The following is a 24,402-nucleotide window of genomic DNA, read 5'->3' on the forward strand; positions in this document are numbered from 1 at the left end:
TATCAGCTTGTTGCCGCGTAGCTTTCAAACACGCGTTCAAGAATTGCCAGGCCCTCTTTCACCTCCGCAGCCGACACAATGCATGGCGGCACGACGTGAATGCGGTTCTCGACGGTAAACACCAGCAAGCCTTGCTCCATCAATTGCTGCTTGAGCTTCAGCACTTCTGCCCCGGGTAGCGGCGTTTTGCGGACCGGGTCGCTGACCAGTTCCAAAGCGTGGAATACGCCCAAGCCACGCCAGTCACCTATCACCGCATGACGCGAGGCAAGCTGCTGCAGCCCTTCTGCTAACAGGCCATTACCGATTCTATCAGCATTATCCACGATGCCCTCCTCGTCCATGGCATCAAGGGTTGCGACGATCGCAGCCATTGCCAAGGGGTGACCGGAATACGTCAGCCCGCCGACAAACAAGTGATCATCAAAGTAGTGTGAAATAGGCGCTGAAATAATCACGCCACCGGCGGGTACATAGCCAGAGTTGACCCCTTTGGCGAACACGATCAGGTCCGGCGCCATGTCGTAATGCTCAAAGGCAAACCAACTGCCCGTGCGCCCGAAACCGGCCATCACTTCATCGAGAATCAGCACGATGCCGAACTCGTCGGCGAGTTTCCGAACTCCCTGCAGGTAAGCCTTGGGAGGTAACAACACTCCTGCGGTACCGGGAATGGTTTCGAGCAGAATGGCGGCGACGGCATTCGCGCCTTCGCACTCAATCACCCGGCGTAGATGGGTTAACGCCCGCTCACACTCTTCATCTTCATCCCGCGCCCAGAACTCGCTGCGATAGAGGTAGGGGTTGAAGAAATGGACGTGACCGCTGGCATATTCGTTAGGTACACGCCGCCAGTCACCGGTGGCCGCAATCGCTGAACCGGTATTGCCGTGATAAGAACGGTAGGCTGAAAGTATTTTGCTTCGCCCGGTATACAGCCGCGCCATGCGAATGGCGTTTTCATTGGCATCCGCGCCCGCATTGGTAAAAAACACCTTGCTAAAACCCGCGGGGGCTTTGGCAATAATCCGCTTGGCCGCCTCACCACGAGCCAGGTTGGCATGGGCCGGGGCGATGGTGCACAGGCTTGCCGCCTGGGCCTGAATTGCGCTAACCACTTTGGGGTGCTGGTGGCCGATATTGGTATTGACGAGCTGGCTGCTAAAATCAAGATATGAACGTCCCGCATAGTCCCACACCCGGCACCCTTCAGCACCTGCCACGACCATCGGGTCTAAACTGCCCTGCGCAGACCACGAATGGAATACGTATTGGCGATCCAGGCGGTGAACGTAGTTGTTATCCACACCGTTTGTGGGGGGATAAGAAGCGGCTATGTTGGTATTCATGGCAAGCACCCTGATAAATTCTCTGTATTAACGTGTTTGCTAGCCTAGTGATATCTCCCCGCTATTCTATAGAGCCAGAGATATCATGTGCACAGGACAGCCGATGTCACAGAAGACAGGATGATCTGGCTCTAAATGCGTTGCTTCACGCATTGTAGAGTAGTGTCGTTTTTTTTATCCCTAGGAGAACCATCATGCCAAGCGTATTGATTACCGGCGCAACATCCGGGTTTGGTAAAGCCGCCGCGCGACGATTTGCCCAAGCGGGCTGGTCGCTGATTCTGACAGGACGTCGCGAGGAGCGACTTGCTGAACTGGAAAGTGAACTGGCGCTCCACGTCACCGTACTGACAATCCCCCTGGACGTTCGCGACAGCGACGCGGTCACCAAGGCATTAGGTCAACTCCCCGACACGCTGCTGCCACTCACTTGCCTGATTAATAATGCCGGCCTGGCGCTCGCGCCTGAACCAGCCCAAAACGTGGCGCTGGAAGACTGGCACACCATGATTGACACTAATATCACCGGATTGGTCAACGTGACGCACGCCGCCATGCCTCACCTGTTAGCTACCGGCAAGGGCGCCAGCATCCTCAACCTGGGGTCGGTGGCAGGACAGTGGCCGTACCCAGGCGGACATGTTTACGGGGCGTCGAAAGCCTTTGTTCAACAGTTCAGTTACAACCTGCGTTGCGACCTGCAGGGCACCGGGGTACGCGTGACGGATCTCGCGCCCGGCATGGCCGAAACCGAGTTCACGCTGGTCCGCACCAAAGGCAATCAGGCGGCTTCCGATGCGCTTTATAAAGGCACCACGCCCCTGCAGGCCGAAGACATTGCCGAGCAACTTTATTACCTGGCCACCCTACCGCCACATATCAATATCAATCGACTTGAAATCATGCCGGTGCGCCAGGCATGGGCGCCATTTGCGATTGATCGCGATCCTGCTTAGGCAAACCTCATCGATTTCACTAACTCGATAGGTGAGACTTGATCACGCCCTTTCTCTTTAGCGAGATAAAGGGCGTCATCCACTCGCTTCATGATACTTTTGACCGATTCTTGAGGCCGTGCCTCAACCACACCAAAGCTGGCAGTGACAGAGCCTGAAACGGGGAAATTCGCGGTGTTAATCACGCACCGCATCTTATCGGCGAGAAGCACGGCGTGCTCCAGAGATGTTTCGGGTGCCAGCAGCATGAACTCCTCGCCACCCCACCTTGCGCAGTAGTCTACTTGACGTAAATTGCCTTTCAGCAAATCGGCCATTTCGACCAATACCTGATCGCCTACATCATGGCCATAGCGATCATTGATATCTTTAAAGTAATCAATATCCAGCATGATCAAAGAGAGGGGCCGTGCGTAGCGATCCTGACGGCTGAGTTCACTTCTCAACGTCGTGTCGAATTGAGATCTGTTAACGAGCCCTGTCAGCATATCGGTGGTGGCGAGCTGCTTCAGTTGGGCCTCATTTTCCACTTGATCGGTCACATCACGCTGTGTCAGTACCAGCGTGATGGCATCGTGCTGACAGGCCCCCATTGCCGTGATGCGCCACTCAATGTGTCGACACGACCCATCACGTTGACGAGAAACCTCACGCCCACCGATGCCTTCGAAGTTGCGCTCGACGTTGGTGTTCAGTGCACCACGCAGTCGGGCAAGAATTTGCTCATTGGCCGCTTCCTGCTCAACCACATTGGGGGTAGCGCCCAACCACTCCTCCCGGGTTCCTCCCCACAAGCGCTGATAGTCGGTATTGACGTCCAGAACCTGGACACTGCGCGAGTCCCTAGCCACGGTTAAGATAGCCACCGCATGGCCCGTCGACTCATCACTATCTTCAGGTCCGGGTCGCGCATAGTGCTGATACATACGATTTACTCATCCTTGAGCTTGTATTGCTCAACATGCATAGCGGCACCGACCCACTTTGAAAGGTTCACTCGGTGTGGCCTCCGTGCTAGCTAAAACAGTGGAGACATAAAAATTATTTCATTTACACTGACAGTATGATCATTTACTGGCTGTTAACATAACCTGAGTTATCCAACGCTAAATACAGGGATACATTGCGCTGATTTTTGGACAACCCCACAAAAATAGTTACAAAGTACTTACATAGCGTAGGAGAGGTCGGTTAATTCTGCCTGTTTGGCAACAGAACCCTTTTCAGAATCCCCATATAATGACCATTTATTACCCATATGAGCTCAACCCTCCCGGAACGCCTCGACCACCTGTTCAGCCAATACCTCACTGGCATCGCCACTGCCTGGGCGCTTCACCAGCGCCACCTGGTAATCGCCTAGCGGGGGCAGCGATTCGTTGTGCAGACGTTTGAGCGGCGGACGAACCAAGCTTTTTGGAAATGCCGTCACGGCCAAATCGGCCAGCATGGCGGCCTCCTGGCCGGCACAGTGGTCACAGGAGTAAGCAATGCGGTAAGCAATCCCCGCTTGATCAAGGGCATTGAGGGTAATTCGACGCCACGCGCACCCCTGTTGGGCCAGGGTCACCGGCAGTGGCGTTCGTTGCACGGCAACGCCATCCTCGCGCCCCGCCCACACCAGCGGTTCGCTGTGGACGATCTCTCCACGTCCGGCCTGACCAGGCCCTCCGGCCATCACGAGGGCGAGATCAAGCTCGCCCTCGTCCAACCTGGCGAGCAGATCTTTGCTGCGTCCCACCTCAACATCGACCTGGACCGCCGGGTGCGAGCGGGCAAACTGGGCCAGTACAGTGGGCAAGATACGCCCCACCACATCGTCGGTTATCCCCAGCCCCACGCGCCCCTCGATGGCAGGCGCTAGAAACTGGGTCACGGCTTCAGCGTTGAGTTTAAGCAGCCGACGACCATAGCCCAGCAGTACTTCCCCCTCGGCCGTCAGGCGGACATGCCGTGCCTCGCGTACAAACAGCGTCTGGCCGAGAATCTCTTCCAGCCGTTTGATCTGCATACTCAGCGCGGAAGGGGTGCGAAACAGCTGCTGGGCGGCGCGTGTAAAACTGCCGCTTTCCGCAATCGTCACGAAAGTGCGCAGTACCTCGCTATCCAGTAGCGGCAAGGCGTCCCGACTGGGGGGCAGGGTAGAGAGTTGGTTCATCACGCTTACCTTTCAGTAAATCTTAATGCTCAGTGTAGATCTTTTCGTTTGATTGATCCATAAATGCGTATCAAGCTACTCCTCAGAGGTCGCGACCCTCCTGCTTATTAATCAAAGCTCATACCTGCCCAGTCGGTGCTTAGGCGCCGCTTTCTGTGCTGCGGGGGTGACAATGGAGGTGCGAGATGAAGCGCGAAGCCCTGACCCAACATGCCCATGACGCCTGGGAAAAAGCCAGCCAGTTGGCGCCGCCGCCCAAGCCGCCAAAATTGCATTTTTACATGCCGGCCATGCCCTCGATGCGGCTGATTCGAGCGCTCGATATGCGCTGGTGGCGCTACCGGCGTCGGCGGCTATTTCGACGTCATATCTTGCCGCTACTGGCTTACGACGATCAGTTGTTACAGGACCTTGGCCATTGCCGCGAAGATATTCTCTGGGCCAACCAGCTGCCACTAAAGGTCGATGCCATTCAGGCGCTAGAGGCTCGTCAGAAAAATACTATGTAGCGCAACGCTAGCATCAAAAAAGCGTCGAACCTGGGAGAGGTTCGACGCTTGTATAGGCATACTACGCAGTGTTGAAGGCTGGCTCTTAAACCCCTACCGGCCCTCCGTCACGCTTTTGAATCACCACGGTTGCTGCCCGCGGGCGGACTTGGCCGCTAGCGGCAACGGTGGCATCTTGGGTCAGCGCACTGCCATCGGCAGGCCAGTTACCGGGGTGCTGAATGTTAATGAACAGCGCGGTTTTATCCGGCGTGGCAAAGATACCTGTCACTTCGCAACCGTTCGGCCCCACCGCAAAGCGCTTGAGCTGCTGCTGGTTGCTGTTGTTGATCACCGGCCCGGTTCCCTGGATATCGTCCAGCCCATTAGGGACTACCGCGAGCAGTTGATCGTTGGTGTACTCCGTCACGCTCTCGTAGCCGTTGTCGGTCTGAATCCAGAGAATACCCTGACCATCACCGCGATCATCGAACCAGAGCCCATCGGGGCTGGCGAACTGGTTCATTTCGGTCAGGCCCGAGTGGTTATCTGTATCGTCAGCGGCGGCGCCAAACACAAACACCTCCCAGGTAAAGGCATTCGGTAAGCGGCTTTCGCGCCAGCGAATAATGTGGCCCGCCTCGTTATTGGCACGTGGATTAGCCGCGTTAGTGGGTGCCAGGTCATAACCTACCCCCACCTGCTCCAAACGCTCACTGTCGTTGGTGTAGGTTGGCTGTGAATCTTCAGCGATGCGCTGTGAATTATTGGTCAGAGTGAGATACACCTCGCCCGATGCAGGGTCAACAGAGGCCCATTCGGGACGATCCATCGGCGTGGCGCCCATTAAGTCTGCCGCGTCGCAGGTATTGATAATCACACCGGCTAAATCGTCCTCAGCCAAGCCTAAGGCTGCCGCCAGGGTTCGGCCGTCCTGGGTCTTGGCATCAGGCGTCAGCGGCAGCCATTCACCGCTGCCATCGGCGTGAAAACGGGCCACATAGAGGGTGCCGTTATCCATATATTTGTTGCCAATGGCAAGACGGTCATATGCCTCGCCCGGCCGATTGGCATCGGCGGGATCCCAGGCGGCGTCGGAGACGTACTTATATACGTACTCGTTGCGGGCATCGTGGCCTGAGTAGTAAACGATTGGCTTGCCAGTTTCCAGCTTACCTAACCAGCAACCTTCATGGCGAAAACGGCCCAGTGCCGTGCGTTTTACGGCACGAGCACCGCTATAGGGATCGATTTCGACCTGGTAACCGAAGGTGCGCGCTTCGTTGCGGTAATCGTCTTCGGCGCGCTCACCGCGTGGTGTGATATCAAAGCGGGCAAACTCATCGTTCTCTTCAGAAGCATCACCCGCCGAGGTTTCCCAGGCATAGCGGCCGCGTTCAGTGGGAATACCAATGCGGGCGTCGTCCTGGAAGCGCTCGCCGGTGTGAACAAAGACGTTAGGCCAGTTCTCTTCGCAGGCAATGTAGGTGCCCCAGGGCGTTACCCCGTTACCGCAGTTATTATTGGTACCGCGGGTTTGGGTGCCTGCTGGCGAAAAGTGAGTTTTAACATAGTCACTGCCCGCCACGGGGCCAGCCAGATCCATTTCCGTTGCGCTGGTAAAGCGGCGGTTATAGCGGGAGCCCGGCACATGCGCCCATTGGCCGCTGGCGTCTTTTTCAACCTCGACAAGGGTGACACCGTGCGCATTGATCTCGGTGCGCGACTCCGCCGCCGGGCGTTGCCCTTCATCCGCATTGGTGGGGCCGCCCTGGGGTGCCCAGAGTGCCGACTGGTCGATATATTCATTGTTGAGTGCCAGAACAAAACGGCGTGAGGCGCTGTCAGCGTCCAGGGCAAACCCCGCCATGCCGTCATGGTGCATGCCCACGCTTTCCGCCTGACGCTCGGCGGTCATTGGCTGGTCGGGCTGCCAACTGCCGCCCGCGCTTAACGGTGTGCCCCAGGGCACCAAGACTTGGGCCACGTAACCGTCTGGCACCACCACGGCATCGGTGCGTGATCCTTGAACCGCCTCAAACGCCAGCGTCAGGGGTGTTTTTTGGGCGCCGCTGGAGGCAAGCGCTTGCGCCGCACCGCCAAAGCTTAGCATCGAGGCAGCCGCCATGCTCAAACCACCGCGCATCACATCGCGCCGGGATACATGGTGCGCCAATACTTCGGCGAAAGGTTGATTGCCGCTTTGGTTAAACAGGCGATGATCTTCGATCTCTTTACTCATTGTGGTCTCCCCCTGATCGTTTGTAGGCCAACGATTGAACGTTAGGAGACACTAAAGAAGCTAAATGACAATACGATGGCGGAGTGCCTGCATTTATATGAAGATTGTCTGTGTGGCAAAGCCGTGACATAAGCCCATACTTATTCAACACTCAGCACGATGACGTTATTGAAGCGTGCCCAACAGGAGCAACAATGAGACTGATCCGCCTCATGTGGGTCGTGCTGGCAGGGTTGAGTTTTAGCATCGGTGTCCTCGGCATTTTTCTACCCCTGCTGCCTACCACCGTCTTTATGCTAATAGCCGTTTACTGCGCCTCCAAAGGGTCGCCTCGCTTCGAGGCCTGGATCCGCTCCCGCCACTATGTGGGCCCACTGCTGGTCACTTGGGAGCAGGAGCGGGCTATCTCCAGACGCGGAAAATTGGCGGCCGTCAGCACGATCGCGTTGAGTGCACTGATCACGGCTTGGTCGCTCGGCCCCGGCTGGACACGCTGGGGCGTGATCGCCCTACTGATGCTGATTGCCCTTTGGCTGGCCACCCGGCCAGAGCCGTCTTCCTCGCCTTAGCCAAGACTACAGCAGGGCTAAACCACCACCTTATGGGTCGACACCACCTGACGCAGCCCCATGAACGAACGGATCTGGCGCACGCCGGGCAGGTAGAGCAACTGCTCAGCATGCAATTTATTGAAGCTTTGGCTGTCCCGGGTGCGCACCAGCATAAAGTAGTCGAATTCCCCGGTGACCACATGGCACTCCATACAGCCGGATACCTTCTGGGCCGCCTCTTCAAAGGCAGCGAAGGATTCCGGCGTCGAGCGATCCAGCACCACGCCAATCAGCACCACCATCCCCGCCTGTAGCTGCTCAGGGTCTAGATGCGCCACCACCCGGCTGATCACCCCGTCCCGTTTGAGCTTTTCCACTCGGCGTAAACAGGCCGCTGGGCTCAAGCTCACCTGCTCTGCCAGCGCCACATTGGAGAGTGTGGCGTCGTCTTGCAGCAGTTTGAGAATACGCCGGTCTGTTCGGTCCAGTTCAGCCGCCTGATCATCAGGCTCAGCGCCTGAACGGGAGGTTTTTGAGCGCACTATTATTTACCTTATTGACCTTTAGACACTATTTAAAACCATATAAAGCATTTAACACCAACACTTGCTGCTTTAACACGTCTTATTTTGCAACACAAAAATCGCAGCTAACACTTAGTATAAATAGCAGAGCGCGCCAACTGTTCACACAAAGCTTTCACCTAAACCTTTCATCTAAACCCTCGCCAAGCGAGCTGTCTATTTCGCACTGAAACGCTTAAAAGCCGGAGCCTGCTATGAACCTAGAACGTTTCCCCCGCTACCCACTCACCTTTGGACCGTCCCCCATCACACCGCTCAAACGTCTAAGCGAACATCTCGGCGGTGACGTAGAGCTCTACGCCAAACGCGAAGACTGCAACAGCGGCCTGGCCTTTGGCGGCAACAAAACCCGCAAACTGGAGTACTTGATCCCTGAAGCGTTGGAACAGGGCTACGATACGCTGGTATCGATTGGTGGTATTCAGTCCAACCAGACCCGTCAGGTGGCCGCCGTGGCCGCCCATTTGGGCATGCAATGTGTGCTGGTACAGGAGAACTGGGTCAACTACTCCGACGCGGTCTACGACCGGGTGGGGAATATCGAGATGTCGCGCATCATGGGTGCCGATGTACGCATGGACGACGCGGGGTTCGATATCGGCATTCGCCCCAGTTGGGAGCAGGCCATGGAAGATGTTCGCCAGCGGGGTGGTAAGCCCTTCCCGATTCCTGCGGGCTGTTCAGAGCACCCCTATGGCGGCTTGGGTTTTGTGGGCTTTGCCGAAGAGGTGCGCCAGCAGGAGAAAGAGCTGGGCTTCACCTTTGATTATATTGTGGTGTGCTCGGTCACCGGCAGCACCCAGGCGGGCATGGTGGTGGGCTTTGCCGCTGATGGCCGTGCCCAGCGTGTGATCGGTATCGACGCTTCCGCCAAGCCGGAACAAACCCGCGAGCAGATCTTACGCATCGCCCGCAACACCGCCGAGCTGGTGGAGTTGGAAGGCGGCATTACCGACGACGATGTGATTCTGGATACCCGCTACGGCGGCCCGGAATACGGCCTGCCCAACGAAGGTACGCTGGAAGCCATTCGCCTGTGTGCTCGCTTGGAAGGCGTCCTCACCGACCCGGTTTACGAAGGCAAATCCATGCACGGCATGATCGATAAGGTTCGCAACGGCGAATTCCCTGCGGGCTCCAGGGTTCTCTATGCTCACCTGGGCGGCGTACCGGCATTGAATGCCTACAGCTTTCTATTCCGTAATGGATAAGTTCTTAATGGAAAGAGGATAAAACACCCATTTCGCCTCCTCTGATCAGGCATTTATATAACACCGATCAGACGGTTATTGCTGTACAAATAGAGTACAGCCTTTAGTCTTGGCGTATCGGATATTCACGCATGAGGATACGCCATGTCTTCTACCCTTCCCGCTCACGTCACCCTTGAAGACCTTGCACACTGGCCCGAACCGCTTCCTGACGTAGAAGTGCACGGACTGGATATGGGCTGGTACATCGTTCGCTTGCATCAGGATAACAACGTCAGCTTGCTGATCGACCAGAATGGCGAGACGCAGCGCTTTACCGGCACGCAGTGGATTGGCCGTGCCTTGGCGCCGCTGGGCTTCACCCATGGCACGCTGACCTGGGCCGACGCCACCGATGAAATGATCGGCACCGATGTGCCCCCTGTGTCTGCTCAGCAGCGCATGGCTCATGGCGTTCGCGTAGCTTTTAACCAGGCCTGTCTATAAAATTGATAAAGCGCCATCAATAGCTTTCAGGTAGCTGTGTGGACGATCAATTTGCCGAAGGATGGACGCTATGCGCGATGATGAGAAATACACCAATACTGAAGAGCAGTTGCTTTATCTTCAAAAAAGTCTGGATGAAGAAGATAGCACCGCTCTGGAAGCGCTATTTGCCGAGCTGGACATTCTGGCCATTGCGCGCACCCTTGAATCTTTTCCCGCTAAAACCCGCGATCGGCTTTGGGAGTACATCCCTGGCGAACTCATCGGCGAGGTATTGGCAGAAGTCGATGAAGACATCCGTGCTGACTATATCGAAGATTTATCGGCAAGCGATGTTGAGCAGATCGTCAAGGGCCTGGATGCTCAGGAAGTGGCTGAAGTACTGGACGTTGCTGACGAAGCCATCAAGACCAGCGTTTATGCCAGCCTGGACCAGGAAATTCGCGCCCAGGTCGAAAACCTGCATGCCTATGAAGATGATGTGGTGGGGCGTTACATGGACCCCGAGACGGTCAATGTAAAGCAAGGGGTCTCGTTAGAAGCCGTGCAACGCTATATACGCATCCACCAGTTGCTCGACGATGAATCCCAGCAGATCATGATCACGGATAAAGATAAGCGATTGCTCGGCACACTGACGCTGATTGATTTGATCAAACAACCACAAAGTGCCGTGGTTGATGATTATATGGATGATTTTTTTACCCTGAATGATCAAATGAAAGTCAGTGATGCAGCGGCGTTATTGCGCTCCAAAGAGCTGCCCTTTGTGCCCGTGTGCGATAGCGATGGATTGCTGGTTGGGCAGTTGAACTCCGCCGACGTATTAGAAATCACCCAAGACGATGCTGACATGACGCTGAAGCACATGTCAGGCGTCAGTGACGAAGAAGAAGTGTTCACCCCCATCATGCGCAGTGCTAAAAGCCGCGGTATTTGGCTGGGTATTAACCTGTTGACCGCTTTTTTAGCCGCCTTCGTGATCGGTCAGTTCGAAGCGGTACTCGATCAAATCGTGGCATTAGCTATCCTGATGCCTGTCGTTGCCAGCATGGGCGGCATTGCCGGTAGCCAAACCCTGACGGTCGTGATCCGCGGTCTCGCGTTAGGCCAACTTGCCGGTAACAACAAACAGTGGCTGTATAACAAGGAACTTTGGGTAGGCATGAGCAACGGCCTGGTGTGGGCCCTCGTCGTCGGGTTCATTTCCTATCTGTGGTTCAGTGACTTACTGATCACGCTGGTCATCACCCTAGCCATTTTTATCAACATGAGCCTCGCCAACTTGTCAGGCGTGCTGATTCCGCTGGTGTTGAAAAGGCTGCAGATTGATCCAGCGCTGTCCGGCGCAGTCATTTTAACCACCGTCACCGATGTGGTTGGCTTTCTATCCTTTCTGGGGCTGGCGACGCTGATTATTTTGTGATCTTTTCGTTAGCTTATTGCTCCTTTTACCTTTTCAGCCCATGAGGCATTCGCCAATTCAATTTCGGCAACGCCTCATTTGTCGATCATTAGACAGCCAAAGCCGACGTGGAGGAGCGTAAGGCAAGCATCCGCTCCCATATTACTGGTTCAGCCGCGCTTCGTATTTTTCACTAGGGGCATCCATGTCCCTACTTAGATCACCGCTATAACAGCGTCTCGAATAGACGTGGGTGGCTTGTCGATAAACTTAGAGTTGGAGACCGCCCCTTCTGATTTTCTTACCTAAATCCGTGACTCCACACGGCCCCATTTGTAGTGGTCAACTAATACCGGACAGTAATTTCAGATTTTCCTCAGCCCCACCAGGAAAAATGCCACCGTTAAATGAATGAGGTCGCTGCTGGTTGTAGTAACCCATCAGATAGCTACTAACGTCTTTCTTGGCCTCAGGTAGATTTCGATACCCCCACGCCGGTATCCACTCTGATTTCAGGCTCCGGAATAGCCTTTCCATCGGCGAGTTGCCCAGCAGTTGCCACGTTGGCTCATGCTTTGTTTAATTCGATAACGTCAAAGTCTTTGGCGGAACTTGCGGCTTGCATACTGACGACCCTGGACGGAATGGAACATGACCTTCTTTGGCTGAGCACGTTGTTTCCAAGCATGATCCAGCGCTTTCACAACAAGATCTGCATCCGGGCTGGACGACATGGGCCAGCCAACAACACGACGAGCATAAAGATCTAACACAACGGCCAGATAGCTCCAACGCTGGCCACTCCAGATATAAGTGATGTCACAACACCAGACCTGATTGGGCTGGTCTGGTGTAAATTTGCGGCCAAGATGATTCGCAATATCAGGTCGCTCAACGGTCGCCTGTTTGTAAGCACGAGGGCCTGGCTGCTTGCAGACCAATCCCATTTCGCTCATCAAACGCCGAACCTTGAAACGGCCGATGGTGACGCCTTCTTCGCTGAGTAACCCATTGATTGAGCGGCTGCCAGCTGAGCGGCGACTCTTTTTGAAAAGGCGGTTTACCTGAGCTTTTAAAGCCAGACGTTCAACATCCACGCGGTGCCGCCGGGCGGTACTCGTAGTAACTGGAGCGGCTAATATCAAACGCGTTACAGACCATTTCAACAGGCATTTGCTCACTCAACTGGTCTATCAGCGCGTACGATTCATGTCGTCCGACATCAAGAGAGCGGTAGCCTTTTTTAGGATGGTTTTTTCCATCTCAAGGCGTTTGCAGCGAGCCTCAAGCTCCTGAATACGCTGCTGTTCTGGAGTTAACGCTTTGCCCTTAGGCGTTATTCCCTGACGTTCGTCCTCAAGCTGGTGAACCCAGCGTCGGAGGGCGCTTTCTCCGACACCCAACGAGGTACAAGCTTGAGGATAACTGTACCCTTGACCTAGTACTAGGCTGGCAGCTTCTTGCTTAAATTCAGGCGAAAAAGTACGTCGTTTCTTGGTCATCAGGCACCTCGCTTATGATGGCAATATTACCACCTACGTTGGTGTCCGGTTTTATTGAACCGCTACAATCACGTTTCTCCTAGCGGGAGACGAGCGATGTCGTATCGACTTCAGAGCAACTGACCACCCGAAATGTCAAAGGTCGTTCCGTTAGCCCAAGCCATGTCTTCAGAGAGGATGGCTGCTACGGCAAGACCTATATCGTCTGGTAGACCAACGCGTCCTAGTGCGATGCCTTGCGCTACATAGGCGTTTACATCCTCATTATCACGCACTGCACCACCGCCAAAGTCAGTAGCGATCGCGCCTGGAGCGATCGCGTTCACGCGGATACGACGCGCACCAAGCTCGACAGCCAAGAAACGAGTTAGGACTTCGACCGCTGCCTTCATTGACGCGTAAAGACTGTAGCCAGGCAAGGTAAAACGAACGAAGCCAGATGAAACGTTCAGAATACGTCCACCGTCCTGAATAAGAGGAAGTAGCTTTTGGGTCAGGAAGATAGGCCCACGCAGATGCGTGGCGACAAGTGATTCGAATTGCTCTTCGCTAGCATCAGTGAAGTTAGAGAAAATACCGTTCCCCGCATTATTGACAAGAAAATCGAAGTGCTTGCGGCCGAAATGGGTTTTCAGAGTATCTGCCACCTTCCCGGCAAATGTCGGGAAGCTAGATGTGTCGGTGACATCAAGTGCAAGCATCTCGGCTTTGCCTCCTAGCGCCTCGATCTCTTGCTGTAGGGTCTTGGCTTCTGCAGCACCACTGTGGTAGGTGCCAATGATGTGGATGCCACGCTTGGCCAGATTAAGAGCCATGTTGCGACCAAGGCCACGGCTGGCGCCAGTGATAAGTGCGATCTGATTACTCATAGTTATCTCGGTGATAAGGTTTAAATTCAGCGCGCCTTTCGACGCCTTCCTGACCTTCTCATGATAAGTAATCGCTGCTTCATATCCTTCGCCTAATAAACTCAATTTATTGCCCAATTATATCAATCCTCTTATAAAGTGAAGGATTGTTGTTATAATCGGTTGATGAAAAATGATTTAACACCACATCTTGATATAGCGCTGCGCCATGCGCCACCTGGGTTGACGGTTACACGCATTCCACGTGTAGACCTCTGTGTGGGGCAAGGTTCCACAGACAAGGCACCTTGCCTGTATCGCTCGATGATCTGCTTTATCCTGCAAGGCTCAAAACGCGTTGCCATTAATGACAACCTTCTAAGCTACGATAGTGAGCAGTATCTTATCAGCGCCCTTGACTTACCTTTGACCGGGCAAATTTTTGATGCAGAAGAGGGCTTGCCTTACGTGGCAGTATCGCTAGTGCTAGATCCGGCAATATTGGCGGAATTAGCGGCAACTATGCCATCTGTTCGCGAAAGCGAACCAACGAAGATCGGCATTACGGTAAATCCAATGAGTGCTCCGCTGCGTGATACCTTACTGCGCCTATTATCGTTGCTAGACTCGCCTGAAGATATTCCGGCTCTTGCCCCCTTGGTCGAAAGGGAATTGCTTTATCGTCTCCTTCAGGAACCTCAAGGGCAGCTTCTGCGTCAGATTGCCCAACCCGATGGTGCGCTAAGCCGTATCCGGCGAGCAGCTGCCTGGATCCGGGACAATTATAAAGTCCGACTTCAGATAGAGGTATTGTGTGATGTCAGCGGCATGAGCCGGGCAAGTCTTCATCGACATTTCCTGTCAATGACAGGTCTCAGTCCTGTTCAGTACCAGAAACAACTTAGACTGCAGGAAGCACGCCAGCTTTTACTTGCCGGCGAGCATCGCGCGTCAGATGTAGCGTTTGTTGTTGGCTATGAAAGTGCATCACAGTTTAGCCGCGAATATACGCGGCAATTTGGCGTATCTCCTATGCGTGACGTGCGCCAGATACGGCATACGATTAAGACTTCGTAACGGTGTAACCAGCCAACCAATCTGTTTTGTTGGTTGCTTGCGTTGGCATGAACGTTTTATCAAAAATGGCGAGCCAAAGCTCAGCAGCAGCAAAGTGCCTCGGCGCGCGAGCAGTCTTAGGCTGAAGAGAACGCGCGGATCAAGTGTCAGCTGGCCGAGAAGTCATCGGAGCTTGAAATCGCAAAAAAGCCGCGATCCGATGGAGGATCCTGACTTTGCGAAAAGCCTGAAGTGAATTACGTATTCATCGAGCAGAATCGTTAAGCCTCCAGCGTCTACGGACTCTGCTCGAATACCAAGCAAGTTGTCGTCGCGTGGGCATAGAGCTTACCGTCTGGCCCAAATAGCCGACCTTCCGCGGTCGCCACCTGGCGACCACCGTGAACCACTCGGCCTTCAGCACGAACTAGCGGTACCGCATCGGTGAGTGCCCGGACGAGATTGAGCTTCAATTCCAGGGTTGTGTAGGCCCTGCCCGGTGGCAATGTTGAATGCACGGCGCATCCCATGGCGGTATCGAGCATGGTCGCGAACCAGCCGCCATGCACCGTGCCCATCGGATTATAATGGCTGAACCGGGGCTGTCCCTGGAACAGCGCGAATCCCTGCTCCACGCGAAGCAGAGTGAAGTTCAGCGTATCAGCCATGGGCGGTGGCGGGATCTCACCGGCGAGAAGCGCCTCAAATACCTGCAATCCGCTGCGCCCGGCGATCTGAGCAGGCGTCGCCACGCCGGGAACCGTCTGGATACGCTCTCGCACGGCTGCCTCTTCGGCCTGCCAGAGCGCAAGTATTTCTTCTGGACTGAGGGAGTCAATTGACGTTGTCATGGCATCAATCTCTTGAGTTATATGCTCTTCTTGCGATAAAAGCGTAAAAGCTCACCCATTCATCGCACGTGATAAAAAAGCCTGGTGCAGCCGACGCGGCGTCGCCCAGGTAAGGATAACAAGGGCCTTGTTCGCCCAGCCTGGCACGACGCTGATGCGCCCGGTTTGTAAGGCACGGATCCCGGTGCGCACCACAGGCGCAGGCTGCATCATCATTCGCTTCAATGCGGGCGTAACCTTCTGACGCGCCATAGTGGCAAAGCCGGTTTCCGACATACCTGGGCAAAGTGTTGTCACCGTGACGCCATCGCGCTTAAGCTCGCGATGAAGCGCTTCCCCTAAACGCAATACATAGGCCTTGGCCGCAGCATAAACGGCGAAGTCCTCCACGCCCTGATAGGCCAGCAGGCTTGCCACCAACAATATCTTGCCGTTTCCTCGTGTGCGCATGTCTTGCGCAAAGACGTGAGTGATGGCCGTCAGGCTCGCCACGTCCAGTTGCACCATCCCCAGCGCTGCATCCAACGTGCTATCCACGAACGGGCCCTGCAACCCATGCCCAGCGTTGTTAATTAGGATATAGATCTCGATACCCCGCTCTTGAAGGCGCTGATGCAGCTGGGTAACCGCAGCAATGTCTGAGAGATCGACCTGCTCCGTCACGACCTCAATGTCGTACTGCTGGCGCAGTGTCTCGGCAAGTGCTTGCAGCCGATCTAGCCGTCGCGCCACCAGCACCAGCGAGTGCCCCTGCTCGGCATATTGGCGGGCAAATTCCTCGCCGAAATCGCTTGATGCCCCCGTGATGAGCACCCATGAAGTGTTTATTAAGGTCATTTCGCTTACCTACCATTAGTAGTTAGTAGAGAGGGCACCGTAGAGGCGGTCGTTGCTTGCATGCGGTGCATCCCACCCGCCTCCCAATGCCTTAAAGGAGGCAATGGCAGCACGCGCGGCTTCGGTCTGTGCCTGTGCCTTCATATCGCTTATCTGCAGCAAGTTAGCGTCGGCATTGAGCACTTCGATCAGGCTTACGACACCACTTTCATAGGCGGCACGTGATTTTTCGCGGGCGAGGGCGAGAGAGGATTCCCCCCGCGCTAAAATATCGACTTGGGCCTCGTGTTTGACCAGCGCTGAGAAGGCGTTTTCTACTTCTTCTGTTGCGCGTAACACGGCTAGACGGTAGGCGGCGAGTGCTTCTGCTTCCTGGCCGCGCGCGGCGGCAATTTGTGCCTCGACGCGACCAAAATCAAATAGGCGCCAGCGAAGCCCAAGCACACCTTGGGCTTGACGGGCATCGCTGGAGAAGAGGTTGCCGCTTGAGATCGTAGTGGCACTACCTAGCAGCCCCCCGAGCGAGAACTTGGGGTAGTACTCTGAAATCGCCATGCCAATGCGCGCATTAGCAGCAACGAGCCGCTGCTCGGCCACGATAAGGTCTGGACGCCGCCGAATCATCTCGGCTGGCGTGCCGGTTTCTGCCAGGCCTGGAGCCACTGGGATCGACGCTACCTGACTCACGTCGCTGCGGTAGGTTCCAGGCGGTACACCGAGAAGCACGTCCAGCGCGTTCATTGCCGAGTCGAGGCCGGCCTCGAGAGCCGGAATCTGTGCTTCGACTTGAGCGAGTGCACCCTCGGCCTGATTCACCTGAAGCTCACTGGCCACTCCCTTCTCATACTGGAATTTAATCGTGTCGCGTAGTTCACGACGTGTGTTAGCTTGCTGTTCAGCAATCTTGATACGCGCTTGCAAGCCCCGAATCATGACGTATACGTCCGCCGTTTGGGCGGCGACAGCCAGCCGCGTCGCGACGGCACCCGCTTCAGAGGCCACGTATTCCGCGCGTGCCGCTTCCCGTCCTCGCCTCAGCCCCCCAAACGCATCGATTTCCCAGCCCATGTTGAAGTTGGCCTCATAGGCGCTGCCCCTGCGTTCGAATTCGGGCACGGAAGAAAGCACCTGACCCAGCGGGGTCTCGGCCGATTGATATACTTCGGCACCCTGGGCGCTCACATTGGCCGATGGCAGTAGTACTGAATTGGCTTGGCGTAATGAGGCACGGGCTTGGGCGACACGGGCTGTCGCTTGTTCGATATCCAGGTTCTGCTCAAGGGCAAGAGTAACGAAGCGCGTTAACATAGGATCATCAAAAGCGGCCCACCAGGCCTGAAGGTTTGCCTTGTGCTGCACCTCACGCTCTTCGACACCCTCCTGGCCAAGGAAACGAGGCGATAAGGCGGTCTCGGGTGAGCTATAGTCAGGGCCGACCGCACATCCCGTTAACAGGCTGGCCGTTAATAGACTGGCACTCATCAGAAAGGCGAGAGAGCGTGGGCGGGTGAGCATGAGCGTCTCCGGAGAGTAAAATTGTTAAAGTGACTATAATCCATTATGGTCACTAACTGTCAAGCTAAAGAATACGAGGCAACACGACCGATGATTGAAACACCTTCCACACCACCGTCACGAGGACCTGCCGAACACAGTGTTCGCGAACAGATCGTGACAGCGGCTGAAGAGCACTTCAGCCACTACGGCTACGAGAAAACCACCGTCTCCGACTTAGCAAAATCGATTGGCTTCTCCAAGGCTTATATTTATAAGTTTTTCGATTCCAAACAGACCATTGGCGAGGCCATCTGCTCCAAAGTCCTGAAAGCTATTATCGAAGCGATCGAAGAAGCCGTGATGAACGCACCCACGCCAACGGAGAAATTCAGGAGGATGTTCAAAGCACTAGTAGAGACCGGATCAAATCTTTTCTTCAATGATCGCAAGCTGTATGACATTGCCGCACATTCCGCTGGAGAGGGCTGGCCCTCTGCTCGCGCCTATGCGCAGCACATTCAGCAGATACTTTCGGAGATCATCCGTGAAGGACGTGAGAGCGGCGAATTCGAGCGAAAAACCCCGCTCGACGAGACGGTTAATTCAATTTTTCTAGTCATGCACCCCTATGTGAACCCTCTTCTTCTTCAACATAACTTAGATCTTGTCGAGGAGGGGCCTGCGCAACTTTCGAACCTGGTATTGCGTAGTTTGGCACCCTGAAGGATGAACTCATGACTGTGACTATTGACAATATTGGTCACTAGTTAGAATATGAGGCCTTCTATCACTGGAGGTCGCCATGCTTCAGCGCCGTAATATTCACTCACTCGTCTTCGCTGGTCTGCTGCCTTTCGCTCTGGCCGCTTGCAGTGACGATAGCCCTATAACCGACCCTCGCACCCAGAGCCCTTATGTGCGGGCAGTCGAGGTGGAGGCCAATGGAAAAGCCGAGCGCTCATTTACCGGCGTTGTTGCCGCGCGGGTGCAGAGCGATCTCGGCTTTCGTGTATCCGGCAAGATACAGGAGCGTTTAGTCGATACAGGTCAGACCGTCGAGCGCGGCCAGCCACTCATGCGCATCGACCCCACGGACCTGGAACTCGCCGCTCACGCCCAAGAGGAAGCCGTGGCTGCCGCCAGGGCTCGCGCGCGTCAAACCACAGAGGACGAGGCGCGATACCGTGACCTGGTCGCTAGAGGCGCGGTGTCCGCTTCGGCCTACGACAGCGCGCGGGCCGCCGCCGAGACGGCCCGCGCGGATCTTGCGGCAGCCGAGGCTCGGGCAGACGTTGCTCGCAATGAAACCGATTATGCGGTTCTTCACGCCGATGCTGATGGTGTGGTAGTGGAAACGCTGGCAGAGCCCGGCCAGGTTGTTGCTGCCGGCCAAACCGTGGTGCGGGTGGCCCATGCGGGGCCTCGCGAAGCACTCATCGACCTCCCCGAAACGCTGCGTCCGGCGATCGGCAGCACAGCCCGTGCGACCTTGTATGGCCGAGAACAAACCGAAGTAACAACGCTTCGCCAGCTGTCGGATGCCGCCGACCCTCTGACACGAACCTTCGAGGCACGCTATGTGTTGGAGGGCAAGCTTGCCGAGGCGCCACTGGGCTCGACCGTCTCCGTCGCGATCCAGGCCGACACTTCCGCTTCAGCAATGCAGGTGCCCATAGGCGCGCTCTTCGATCCGGGTAAAGGGCCCGGCGTATGGCTGATTGAAGGAGAGACACCCCGGGTCACTTGGCATGCGGTGCAAGTGATCGACCTCGGCGAAGAAACAGCCACCGTCGCTGGAGACCTTGAAACTGGCGATCGCGTCGTGGCACTCGGCGCGCATTTGCTGCACGAGGGCGAGCAAGTGCAGTTAGATAAGCGCGCGATGACCACAGGCTTAGCCACCAACCGGGGAGAGCAGCCATGAGTGCCTTCAATCTCTCCGCCCTAGCAGTACGCGAGCGTTCGGTCACCCTGTTTCTGATGATAGTGATCTTCATTGCCGGGATCGTGGCTTTCCTGACGCTGGGGCGGGCGGAGGATCCCGCCTTTACCATCAAGCAGATGACCGTAGTCACGTCTTGGCCCGGTGCTACGGCCCAGGAAATGGAGGATCTGGTCGCTGATCCGCTGGAAAAGCGTCTACAGGAACTACGCTGGTACGACCGCACGGAAACCTTCACGCGCCCGGGCTTGGCCTTCACCACCATGAACCTGCGCGACAGCACGCCGCCCGAAGAGGTTCCCGAGCAGTTCTATCAGGCACGCAAGAAAATTGACGACGAGGCCGACAGTCTACCCAGCGGCGTCATTGGCCCAATGGTGAACGACGAATACGATGATGTGACCTTTGCACTTTATGCATTGAAAGCCAAGGACGAGCCTCACCGCCACCTCGTTCGCGAAGCGGAAAGCCTGCGCCAGCGTCTGCTTCACGTACCGGGCGTCAAGAAGGTGAACATCATCGGCGAGCAGTCCGAAAGGATCTTTGTCGAGCTCTCCCATGACCGCCTCGCGACACTGGGGGTCTCCCCCCAAGACCTCTTTGCGGCGCTGAACGACCGCAACGTTATGACACCTGCCGGCTCGATCAACACCCAGGGGCCGCAGGTCTTCATCCGGCTGGATGGCGCCATTGATGACCTTGATGCGATTCGCAATACACCGGTTGCCGCCCAGGGCCATACACTAAAGCTCGGCGACATTGCCGAGGTAAAACGGGGTTACGAGGATCCCGCTACTTTTCAGATCCGCAATAATGGCGAGCCCACCTTGCTGCTCGGGGTGGTCATGCGCGAAGGCTGGAACGGTCTCGATCTCGGCGAGGCGCTGGAAAAAGAGACAGCGGCGATCAACGCCGACATGCCGCTTGGGATGAGTCTATCCAAAGTCACAGACCAGTCGGTGAATATCCGCGCGGCCGTCAACCAGTTTATGGTTAAGTTCTTCACCGCCCTCGGCGTAGTGATGTTGGTCGGCTTCCTCAGCATGGGATGGCGTGCCGGCATTGTGGTGTCGGCCGCGGTACCGCTGACGCTAGCCATCGTCTTTATCGTCATGGCGGCCACTGGCAAGAACTTCGACCGCATCACTCTCGGCTCGTTGATATTGGCGCTCGGGCTGTTGGTCGACGATGCGATCATCGCCATCGAAATGATGGTGGTGAAGATGGAGGAAGGTTACGACCGCATCCGCGCTGCAGCCTATGCATGGAGCCACACCGCCGCTCCCATGCTCTCGGGGACGCTGGTAACCGCCATCGGCTTCATGCCGAACGGCTTCGCCCGATCCACCGCCGGCGAGTACACCAGCAACATGTTCTGGATCGTCGGTATCGCATTGATTGCTTCCTGGATCGTTGCCGTGGTGTTTACACCCTACCTGGGGGTGAAGCTACTGCCGAATTTCAAGAAGCGCGAAGGTGGTCACGACGCGATCTACGCGACACCCAACTACCAGCGCTTCCGTCGGCTGCTGGGGACGGTGATCCGACGCAAATGGCTGGTCGCGGCAGCGGTGACCGGTGCTTTCGGCATCTCGATCCTCGGCATGAGCGCGGTCAACAAGCAGTTCTTTCCGACCTCTGATCGCCCCGAAGTGTTGGTCGAATTGCAGATGCCCTATGGTACCTCAATCAAGCAAACGAGCGCCGCAACGGCAAAGGTCGAAGCCTGGCTAGCGGAGCAGGAGGAAGCCAGCAACGTGACCGCCTACATCGGGCAGGGTGCGCCACGCTTCTTCCTGGCAATGGCACCTGAATTGCCCGATCCGTCATTTGCCAAGATTGTGGTGCTCACGGATGGTGACAAAGAACGCGAAGCCCTCAAGCTCAGGCTGCGCCAAGCGGTGGCCGACGGGTTGGCACCCGAAGCGCAAGTGCGCGTTTCTCAGATCGTATTTGGCCCTCCTTCGCCCTATCCGGTGGCTTATCGGGTCATGGGACCCGAGCCAGATACGCTACGCGACATCGCAGCAGAGGTGAGTGCCGTTATGCAGGACTCTCCCCAAATGCGCACGGTCAATAGCGACTGGGGCGAGCGCGTGCCCACGCTACATTTTTCGCTTGATCAGGATCGGCTGCAAAACCTCGGCCTGACCTCAAGCGATGTAGCTCAGCAGTTGCAGTTCCTGCTAGATGGCGCCCCGGTCACGGAGGTACGTGATGGTATCCGTTCGGCGCAGGTGGTTGCCCGTTCGGCCGGCGACACGCGGCTCGATCCGAGCAAAATCGGCGACTTTACGCTGGCCGGTTCAGCCGGTCAGCGAATTCCGCTGTCACATATCGGCACGGTGGACATCCGCATGGAAGACCCGATCCTACGTCGCTATGATCGTACGCCGACGATCACCGTGCGCGGCGACATCGCCGAGGGGATGCAGCCGCCCGACGTATCCAAAGCCGTCTGGGAAGAACTACAGCCAATCATAGCCGAACTGCCAACTGGCTACCGGATCGAGATGGCCGGTTCCATTGAGGAATCCGCCAAAGCAAATCGCGCTATGGCCCCCCTATTTCCCATTATGATCGCCCTGACACTGATCACGATCATCTTTCAGGTTCGGTCGATCTCAGCGATGACAATGGTGTTCGCCACCGCACCACTGGGCCTCATCGGCGTAGTGCCCACCTTGCTGGCTTTCAATCAGCCATTCGGCATCAATGCCCTCGTCGGTCTGATTGCGCTGGCAGGCATTCTGATGCGCAACACCCTAATTTTAATCGAGCAGATTCGCAGCAACAGACAGGATGGATTGGCACCTTTCGACGCGGTGGTCGAGGCGACGGTACAGCGTGCTCGCCCGGTTATCCTGACCGCGCTCGCCGCCATTCTAGCGTTCATACCCCTCACCCAATCGGTGTTCTGGGGAACGCTGGCCTATACCCTGATCGGTGGCACCTTCGCGGGAACAATTCTGACGCTGGTGTTCTTGCCGGCGATGTATGCCATTTGGTTCAAGATCAAGCCGACACCTAGGGGCGGGAATACCGCATCTAAAGGTGGAGTGAACCCTGTTACACAGGGCCAAACGAATAATTAGCAATAAGCTAATAAGGAGCTAAGCATGCGTAGAGTCGTTGTGACAGGACTGGGGCTGGCCTCCCCTTTGGCTGTCGGAGTAGAAGCTAGCTGGTCGAGGCTTTTGAATGGCCAGTCAGGTATTAAACGGCTGCCTGACACCATGGTAGATGACCTGGCGGTCAAAATTGCCGGGGTTATTCCCGATCACCAGGAAGATCCAGAGGCTGGCTTCAATGCCGATAACGTTGTGCCGGTTAAGGAGCAGCGCAAAATGGATCGCTTTATGCTGCTTGCGCTGGCAGCCGCCGAGGAAGCCGTTGCCCAGGCCGGGTGGTATCCCACGCAAGCTTACGAGCAAGAGCGTACTGCAACGGTGATTGCATCTGGGGTGGGTGGCTTTCCAGCCATTGCAGATGCCGTTCGCACGACGGACACCCGAGGCGCACGTCGCCTGTCTCCTTTTACCGTGCCTTCGTTCTTGGTCAATCTGGCTGCTGGTCATGTCTCTATTCGATATGGCTACAAAGGGCCTATCGGGGCGCCGGTAACCGCTTGCGCCGCCAGCGTCCAGGCGATTGGTGATGCGGCAAGGATGATTCGGGCCGATGAGGTGGATGTCGCCATCTGCGGTGGGGCCGAGGCCTGCATCAACGAAGTGAGCCTGGGGGGCTTCTTGGCCGCTCGCGCGCTGTCTACGCATTTCAATGACACGCCAACACAGGCCTCCCGCCCTTTTGATTCCGCTCGGGATGGCTTTGTGATGGGCGAAGGTGCAGGACTTCTGGTCATAGAGGAGCTTGAACATGCGCTTGCTCGTGGTGCGACGCCCCTCGCTGAAATTGTCGGTTATGGCACAACGGCGGATGCTTATCACATAACGTCAGGCCCTGAGGACGGCAGTGGCGCCCAGCGAGCGATGTCAAACGCGCTCGCGCAGGCAAAACTGCAACCCGTCGATATCCAGCACCTCAACGCTCACGCCACTTCCACTCCATTAGGAGACAAAGGAGAGCTCGCAGCCATCAAGAGCACCTTCGGTGACAAGGTGGCCGTCAGCGCGACCAAGTCGGCGACCGGTCATTTGCTAGGAGCGGCCGGGGGCCTGGAGGCGATTCTGACCATCCTAGCGCTACGTGATCAGATCGCGCCTGCCACCCTCAACCTGGAGAATCCCGATCCTGCTAGCGAAGGGCTTGATTTAGTGCGGGGGTCAGCGCGCCAAATGTCGATGGAGCACGCTATATCCAATGGCTTCGGCTTTGGTGGCGTCAACGCCAGCGTCATTTTCCGGGGATGGCGTTGATGATGAGGGAAGGACACTATGCCTAGCTCAGCCACGCGCAGGCGCTCTGGCCCACTGCCG

20 protein-coding genes and 1 pseudogene are annotated in these 24,402 nt (G+C 56.1%); 11 read left to right on the forward strand and 10 right to left on the reverse strand.

The window, feature by feature from the left end:
- Positions 1–2 precede the first annotated feature (2 nt).
- Positions 3–1,349 (reverse strand): aspartate aminotransferase family protein, encoded by a 1,347-nt coding sequence (locus tag NH395_RS13420; protein ID WP_253025559.1) that lies wholly within the window; start codon positions 1,347–1,349, stop codon positions 3–5.
- A 194-nt stretch (positions 1,350–1,543) separates the two neighbouring features.
- Between NH395_RS13420 and NH395_RS13425 the strand changes: the two genes are divergently transcribed.
- Positions 1,544–2,305, forward strand: coding sequence for an SDR family NAD(P)-dependent oxidoreductase (locus NH395_RS13425; RefSeq protein ID WP_066314748.1), 762 nt, complete (start codon positions 1,544–1,546; stop codon positions 2,303–2,305).
- Here NH395_RS13425 and NH395_RS13430 read toward each other — a convergent pair.
- Positions 2,302–3,231: a sensor domain-containing diguanylate cyclase gene (locus tag NH395_RS13430; RefSeq protein ID WP_253025561.1), complete on the reverse strand. Its 930-nt coding sequence runs from the start codon at positions 3,229–3,231 to the stop codon at positions 2,302–2,304. The genes NH395_RS13425 and NH395_RS13430 overlap by 4 nt on opposite strands.
- Positions 3,232–3,569: 338 nt before the next feature.
- Positions 3,570–4,463, reverse strand: coding sequence for a LysR substrate-binding domain-containing protein (locus NH395_RS13435; RefSeq protein WP_253025563.1), 894 nt, complete (start codon positions 4,461–4,463; stop codon positions 3,570–3,572).
- A 185-nt stretch (positions 4,464–4,648) separates the two neighbouring features.
- On the opposite strand from NH395_RS13435, the gene NH395_RS13440 reads away from it, so the two are divergent.
- The gene (locus tag NH395_RS13440) at positions 4,649–4,972 is read left to right on the forward strand and encodes a hypothetical protein (RefSeq protein WP_253025565.1); all 324 of its coding nucleotides are present in this window, start codon (positions 4,649–4,651) and stop codon (positions 4,970–4,972) included.
- An 85-nt stretch (positions 4,973–5,057) separates the two neighbouring features.
- Here the strand turns inward: NH395_RS13440 and NH395_RS13445 are convergent, their stop codons facing one another.
- The gene (locus NH395_RS13445; protein WP_253025567.1) at positions 5,058–7,193 is read right to left on the reverse strand and encodes a PhoX family phosphatase; all 2,136 of its coding nucleotides are present in this window, start codon (positions 7,191–7,193) and stop codon (positions 5,058–5,060) included.
- A 194-nt stretch (positions 7,194–7,387) separates the two neighbouring features.
- Between NH395_RS13445 and NH395_RS13450 the strand changes: the two genes are divergently transcribed.
- On the forward strand, positions 7,388–7,762 hold the full coding sequence (locus tag NH395_RS13450) for a YbaN family protein (protein WP_253025569.1): 375 nt from the start codon (positions 7,388–7,390) through the stop codon (positions 7,760–7,762).
- Between the two features lie 17 nt (positions 7,763–7,779).
- Here NH395_RS13450 and NH395_RS13455 read toward each other — a convergent pair whose 3' ends face one another.
- The gene (locus NH395_RS13455; protein WP_253025571.1) at positions 7,780–8,286 is read right to left on the reverse strand and encodes an Lrp/AsnC family transcriptional regulator; all 507 of its coding nucleotides are present in this window, start codon (positions 8,284–8,286) and stop codon (positions 7,780–7,782) included.
- A gap of 236 nt (positions 8,287–8,522) precedes the next feature.
- Here NH395_RS13455 and NH395_RS13460 point away from each other — a divergent pair, with 236 nt between their 5' ends.
- From NH395_RS13460 to mgtE, 3 genes are all read left to right on the forward strand, one after another.
- Positions 8,523–9,539: a 1-aminocyclopropane-1-carboxylate deaminase gene (locus NH395_RS13460; RefSeq protein WP_253025573.1), complete on the forward strand. Its 1,017-nt coding sequence runs from the start codon at positions 8,523–8,525 to the stop codon at positions 9,537–9,539.
- Between the two features lie 144 nt (positions 9,540–9,683).
- A complete protein-coding gene (locus NH395_RS13465) occupies positions 9,684–10,025 on the forward strand; it encodes a DUF6482 family protein (RefSeq protein ID WP_253025575.1) in 342 nt (113 codons plus the stop codon).
- A gap of 70 nt (positions 10,026–10,095) precedes the next feature.
- On the forward strand, positions 10,096–11,451 hold the full coding sequence (gene mgtE, locus NH395_RS13470) for a magnesium transporter (protein WP_085919694.1): 1,356 nt from the start codon (positions 10,096–10,098) through the stop codon (positions 11,449–11,451).
- A 321-nt stretch (positions 11,452–11,772) separates the two neighbouring features.
- Here the strand turns inward: mgtE and NH395_RS13475 are convergent.
- Both NH395_RS13475 and NH395_RS13480 read right to left on the reverse strand, forming a co-directional pair.
- Positions 11,773–12,932: pseudogene (locus tag NH395_RS13475) on the reverse strand (IS3 family transposase).
- Positions 12,933–13,042: 110 nt separating this feature from the next.
- Entirely contained in the window at positions 13,043–13,918 is an 876-nt protein-coding gene (locus NH395_RS13480; RefSeq protein ID WP_253025577.1) for an SDR family oxidoreductase, read from the reverse strand.
- A gap of 48 nt (positions 13,919–13,966) precedes the next feature.
- Here NH395_RS13480 and NH395_RS13485 point away from each other — a divergent pair, with 48 nt between their 5' ends.
- Positions 13,967–14,857: an AraC family transcriptional regulator gene (locus NH395_RS13485; RefSeq protein ID WP_253025578.1), complete on the forward strand. Its 891-nt coding sequence runs from the start codon at positions 13,967–13,969 to the stop codon at positions 14,855–14,857.
- Between the two features lie 275 nt (positions 14,858–15,132).
- On the opposite strand, the gene NH395_RS13490 is transcribed toward NH395_RS13485, so the two are convergent.
- Genes NH395_RS13490 through NH395_RS13500 form a run of 3 tightly spaced genes read right to left on the reverse strand, consistent with a single transcriptional unit; the run spans position 15,133 to position 18,039 of the window.
- Complete coding sequence (locus NH395_RS13490; protein WP_253025579.1) at positions 15,133–15,687, reverse strand: PaaI family thioesterase; 555 nt, start codon at positions 15,685–15,687, stop codon at positions 15,133–15,135.
- A 51-nt stretch (positions 15,688–15,738) separates the two neighbouring features.
- Positions 15,739–16,524: an SDR family NAD(P)-dependent oxidoreductase gene (locus tag NH395_RS13495; protein WP_253025580.1), complete on the reverse strand. Its 786-nt coding sequence runs from the start codon at positions 16,522–16,524 to the stop codon at positions 15,739–15,741.
- A gap of 15 nt (positions 16,525–16,539) precedes the next feature.
- On the reverse strand, positions 16,540–18,039 hold the full coding sequence (locus NH395_RS13500) for an efflux transporter outer membrane subunit (protein ID WP_253025581.1): 1,500 nt from the start codon (positions 18,037–18,039) through the stop codon (positions 16,540–16,542).
- 90 nt (positions 18,040–18,129) lie between these two features.
- Here NH395_RS13500 and NH395_RS13505 point away from each other — a divergent pair, with 90 nt between their 5' ends.
- The 4 genes from NH395_RS13505 (at position 18,130) to fabF (ending at position 24,342) form a co-directional block, all read left to right on the forward strand.
- Positions 18,130–18,744, forward strand: coding sequence for a TetR/AcrR family transcriptional regulator (locus tag NH395_RS13505; protein WP_253025582.1), 615 nt, complete (start codon positions 18,130–18,132; stop codon positions 18,742–18,744).
- 79 nt (positions 18,745–18,823) lie between these two features.
- Positions 18,824–19,945: an efflux RND transporter periplasmic adaptor subunit gene (locus tag NH395_RS13510; RefSeq protein ID WP_253025583.1), complete on the forward strand. Its 1,122-nt coding sequence runs from the start codon at positions 18,824–18,826 to the stop codon at positions 19,943–19,945.
- Positions 19,942–23,058 carry an efflux RND transporter permease subunit gene (locus NH395_RS13515; RefSeq protein ID WP_253025584.1) on the forward strand — a complete coding sequence of 1,039 codons (3,117 nt, stop codon included), beginning with the start codon at positions 19,942–19,944 and terminating at the stop codon, positions 23,056–23,058. The genes NH395_RS13510 and NH395_RS13515 overlap by 4 nt, the downstream gene beginning before the upstream one ends.
- A gap of 24 nt (positions 23,059–23,082) precedes the next feature.
- A complete protein-coding gene (gene fabF, locus NH395_RS13520; protein WP_253025585.1) occupies positions 23,083–24,342 on the forward strand; it encodes a beta-ketoacyl-ACP synthase II in 1,260 nt (419 codons plus the stop codon).
- Positions 24,343–24,402: the final 60 nt, after the last annotated feature.

Origin of the sequence: Halomonas sp. Mc5H-6, assembly GCF_024124705.1 — a bacterium.
Taxonomy (GTDB): domain Bacteria; phylum Pseudomonadota; class Gammaproteobacteria; order Pseudomonadales; family Halomonadaceae; genus Vreelandella; species Vreelandella subterranea.

Excerpts from the sequence above, each read along its gene's own strand:
- NH395_RS13420 (WP_253025559.1), bottom strand. The coding sequence starts at position 1,349 with ATGAATACCAACATAGCCGCTTCTTATCCCCCCACAAACGGTGTGGAT.
- NH395_RS13425 (WP_066314748.1), top strand. The coding sequence starts at position 1,544 with ATGCCAAGCGTATTGATTACCGGCGCAACATCCGGGTTTGGTAAAGCC.
- NH395_RS13430 (WP_253025561.1), bottom strand. The coding sequence starts at position 3,231 with ATGTATCAGCACTATGCGCGACCCGGACCTGAAGATAGTGATGAGTCG.
- NH395_RS13435 (WP_253025563.1), bottom strand. The coding sequence starts at position 4,463 with ATGAACCAACTCTCTACCCTGCCCCCCAGTCGGGACGCCTTGCCGCTA.
- NH395_RS13440 (WP_253025565.1), top strand. The coding sequence starts at position 4,649 with ATGAAGCGCGAAGCCCTGACCCAACATGCCCATGACGCCTGGGAAAAA.
- NH395_RS13445 (WP_253025567.1), bottom strand. The coding sequence starts at position 7,193 with ATGAGTAAAGAGATCGAAGATCATCGCCTGTTTAACCAAAGCGGCAAT.
- NH395_RS13450 (WP_253025569.1), top strand. The coding sequence starts at position 7,388 with ATGAGACTGATCCGCCTCATGTGGGTCGTGCTGGCAGGGTTGAGTTTT.
- NH395_RS13460 (WP_253025573.1), top strand. The coding sequence starts at position 8,523 with ATGAACCTAGAACGTTTCCCCCGCTACCCACTCACCTTTGGACCGTCC.
- NH395_RS13465 (WP_253025575.1), top strand. The coding sequence starts at position 9,684 with ATGTCTTCTACCCTTCCCGCTCACGTCACCCTTGAAGACCTTGCACAC.
- mgtE (WP_085919694.1), top strand. The coding sequence starts at position 10,096 with ATGCGCGATGATGAGAAATACACCAATACTGAAGAGCAGTTGCTTTAT.
- NH395_RS13485 (WP_253025578.1), top strand. The coding sequence starts at position 13,967 with ATGAAAAATGATTTAACACCACATCTTGATATAGCGCTGCGCCATGCG.
- NH395_RS13490 (WP_253025579.1), bottom strand. The coding sequence starts at position 15,687 with ATGACAACGTCAATTGACTCCCTCAGTCCAGAAGAAATACTTGCGCTC.
- NH395_RS13495 (WP_253025580.1), bottom strand. The coding sequence starts at position 16,524 with ATGACCTTAATAAACACTTCATGGGTGCTCATCACGGGGGCATCAAGC.
- NH395_RS13500 (WP_253025581.1), bottom strand. The coding sequence starts at position 18,039 with ATGCTCACCCGCCCACGCTCTCTCGCCTTTCTGATGAGTGCCAGTCTA.
- NH395_RS13505 (WP_253025582.1), top strand. The coding sequence starts at position 18,130 with ATGATTGAAACACCTTCCACACCACCGTCACGAGGACCTGCCGAACAC.
- NH395_RS13510 (WP_253025583.1), top strand. The coding sequence starts at position 18,824 with ATGCTTCAGCGCCGTAATATTCACTCACTCGTCTTCGCTGGTCTGCTG.
- NH395_RS13515 (WP_253025584.1), top strand. The coding sequence starts at position 19,942 with ATGAGTGCCTTCAATCTCTCCGCCCTAGCAGTACGCGAGCGTTCGGTC.
- fabF (WP_253025585.1), top strand. The coding sequence starts at position 23,083 with ATGCGTAGAGTCGTTGTGACAGGACTGGGGCTGGCCTCCCCTTTGGCT.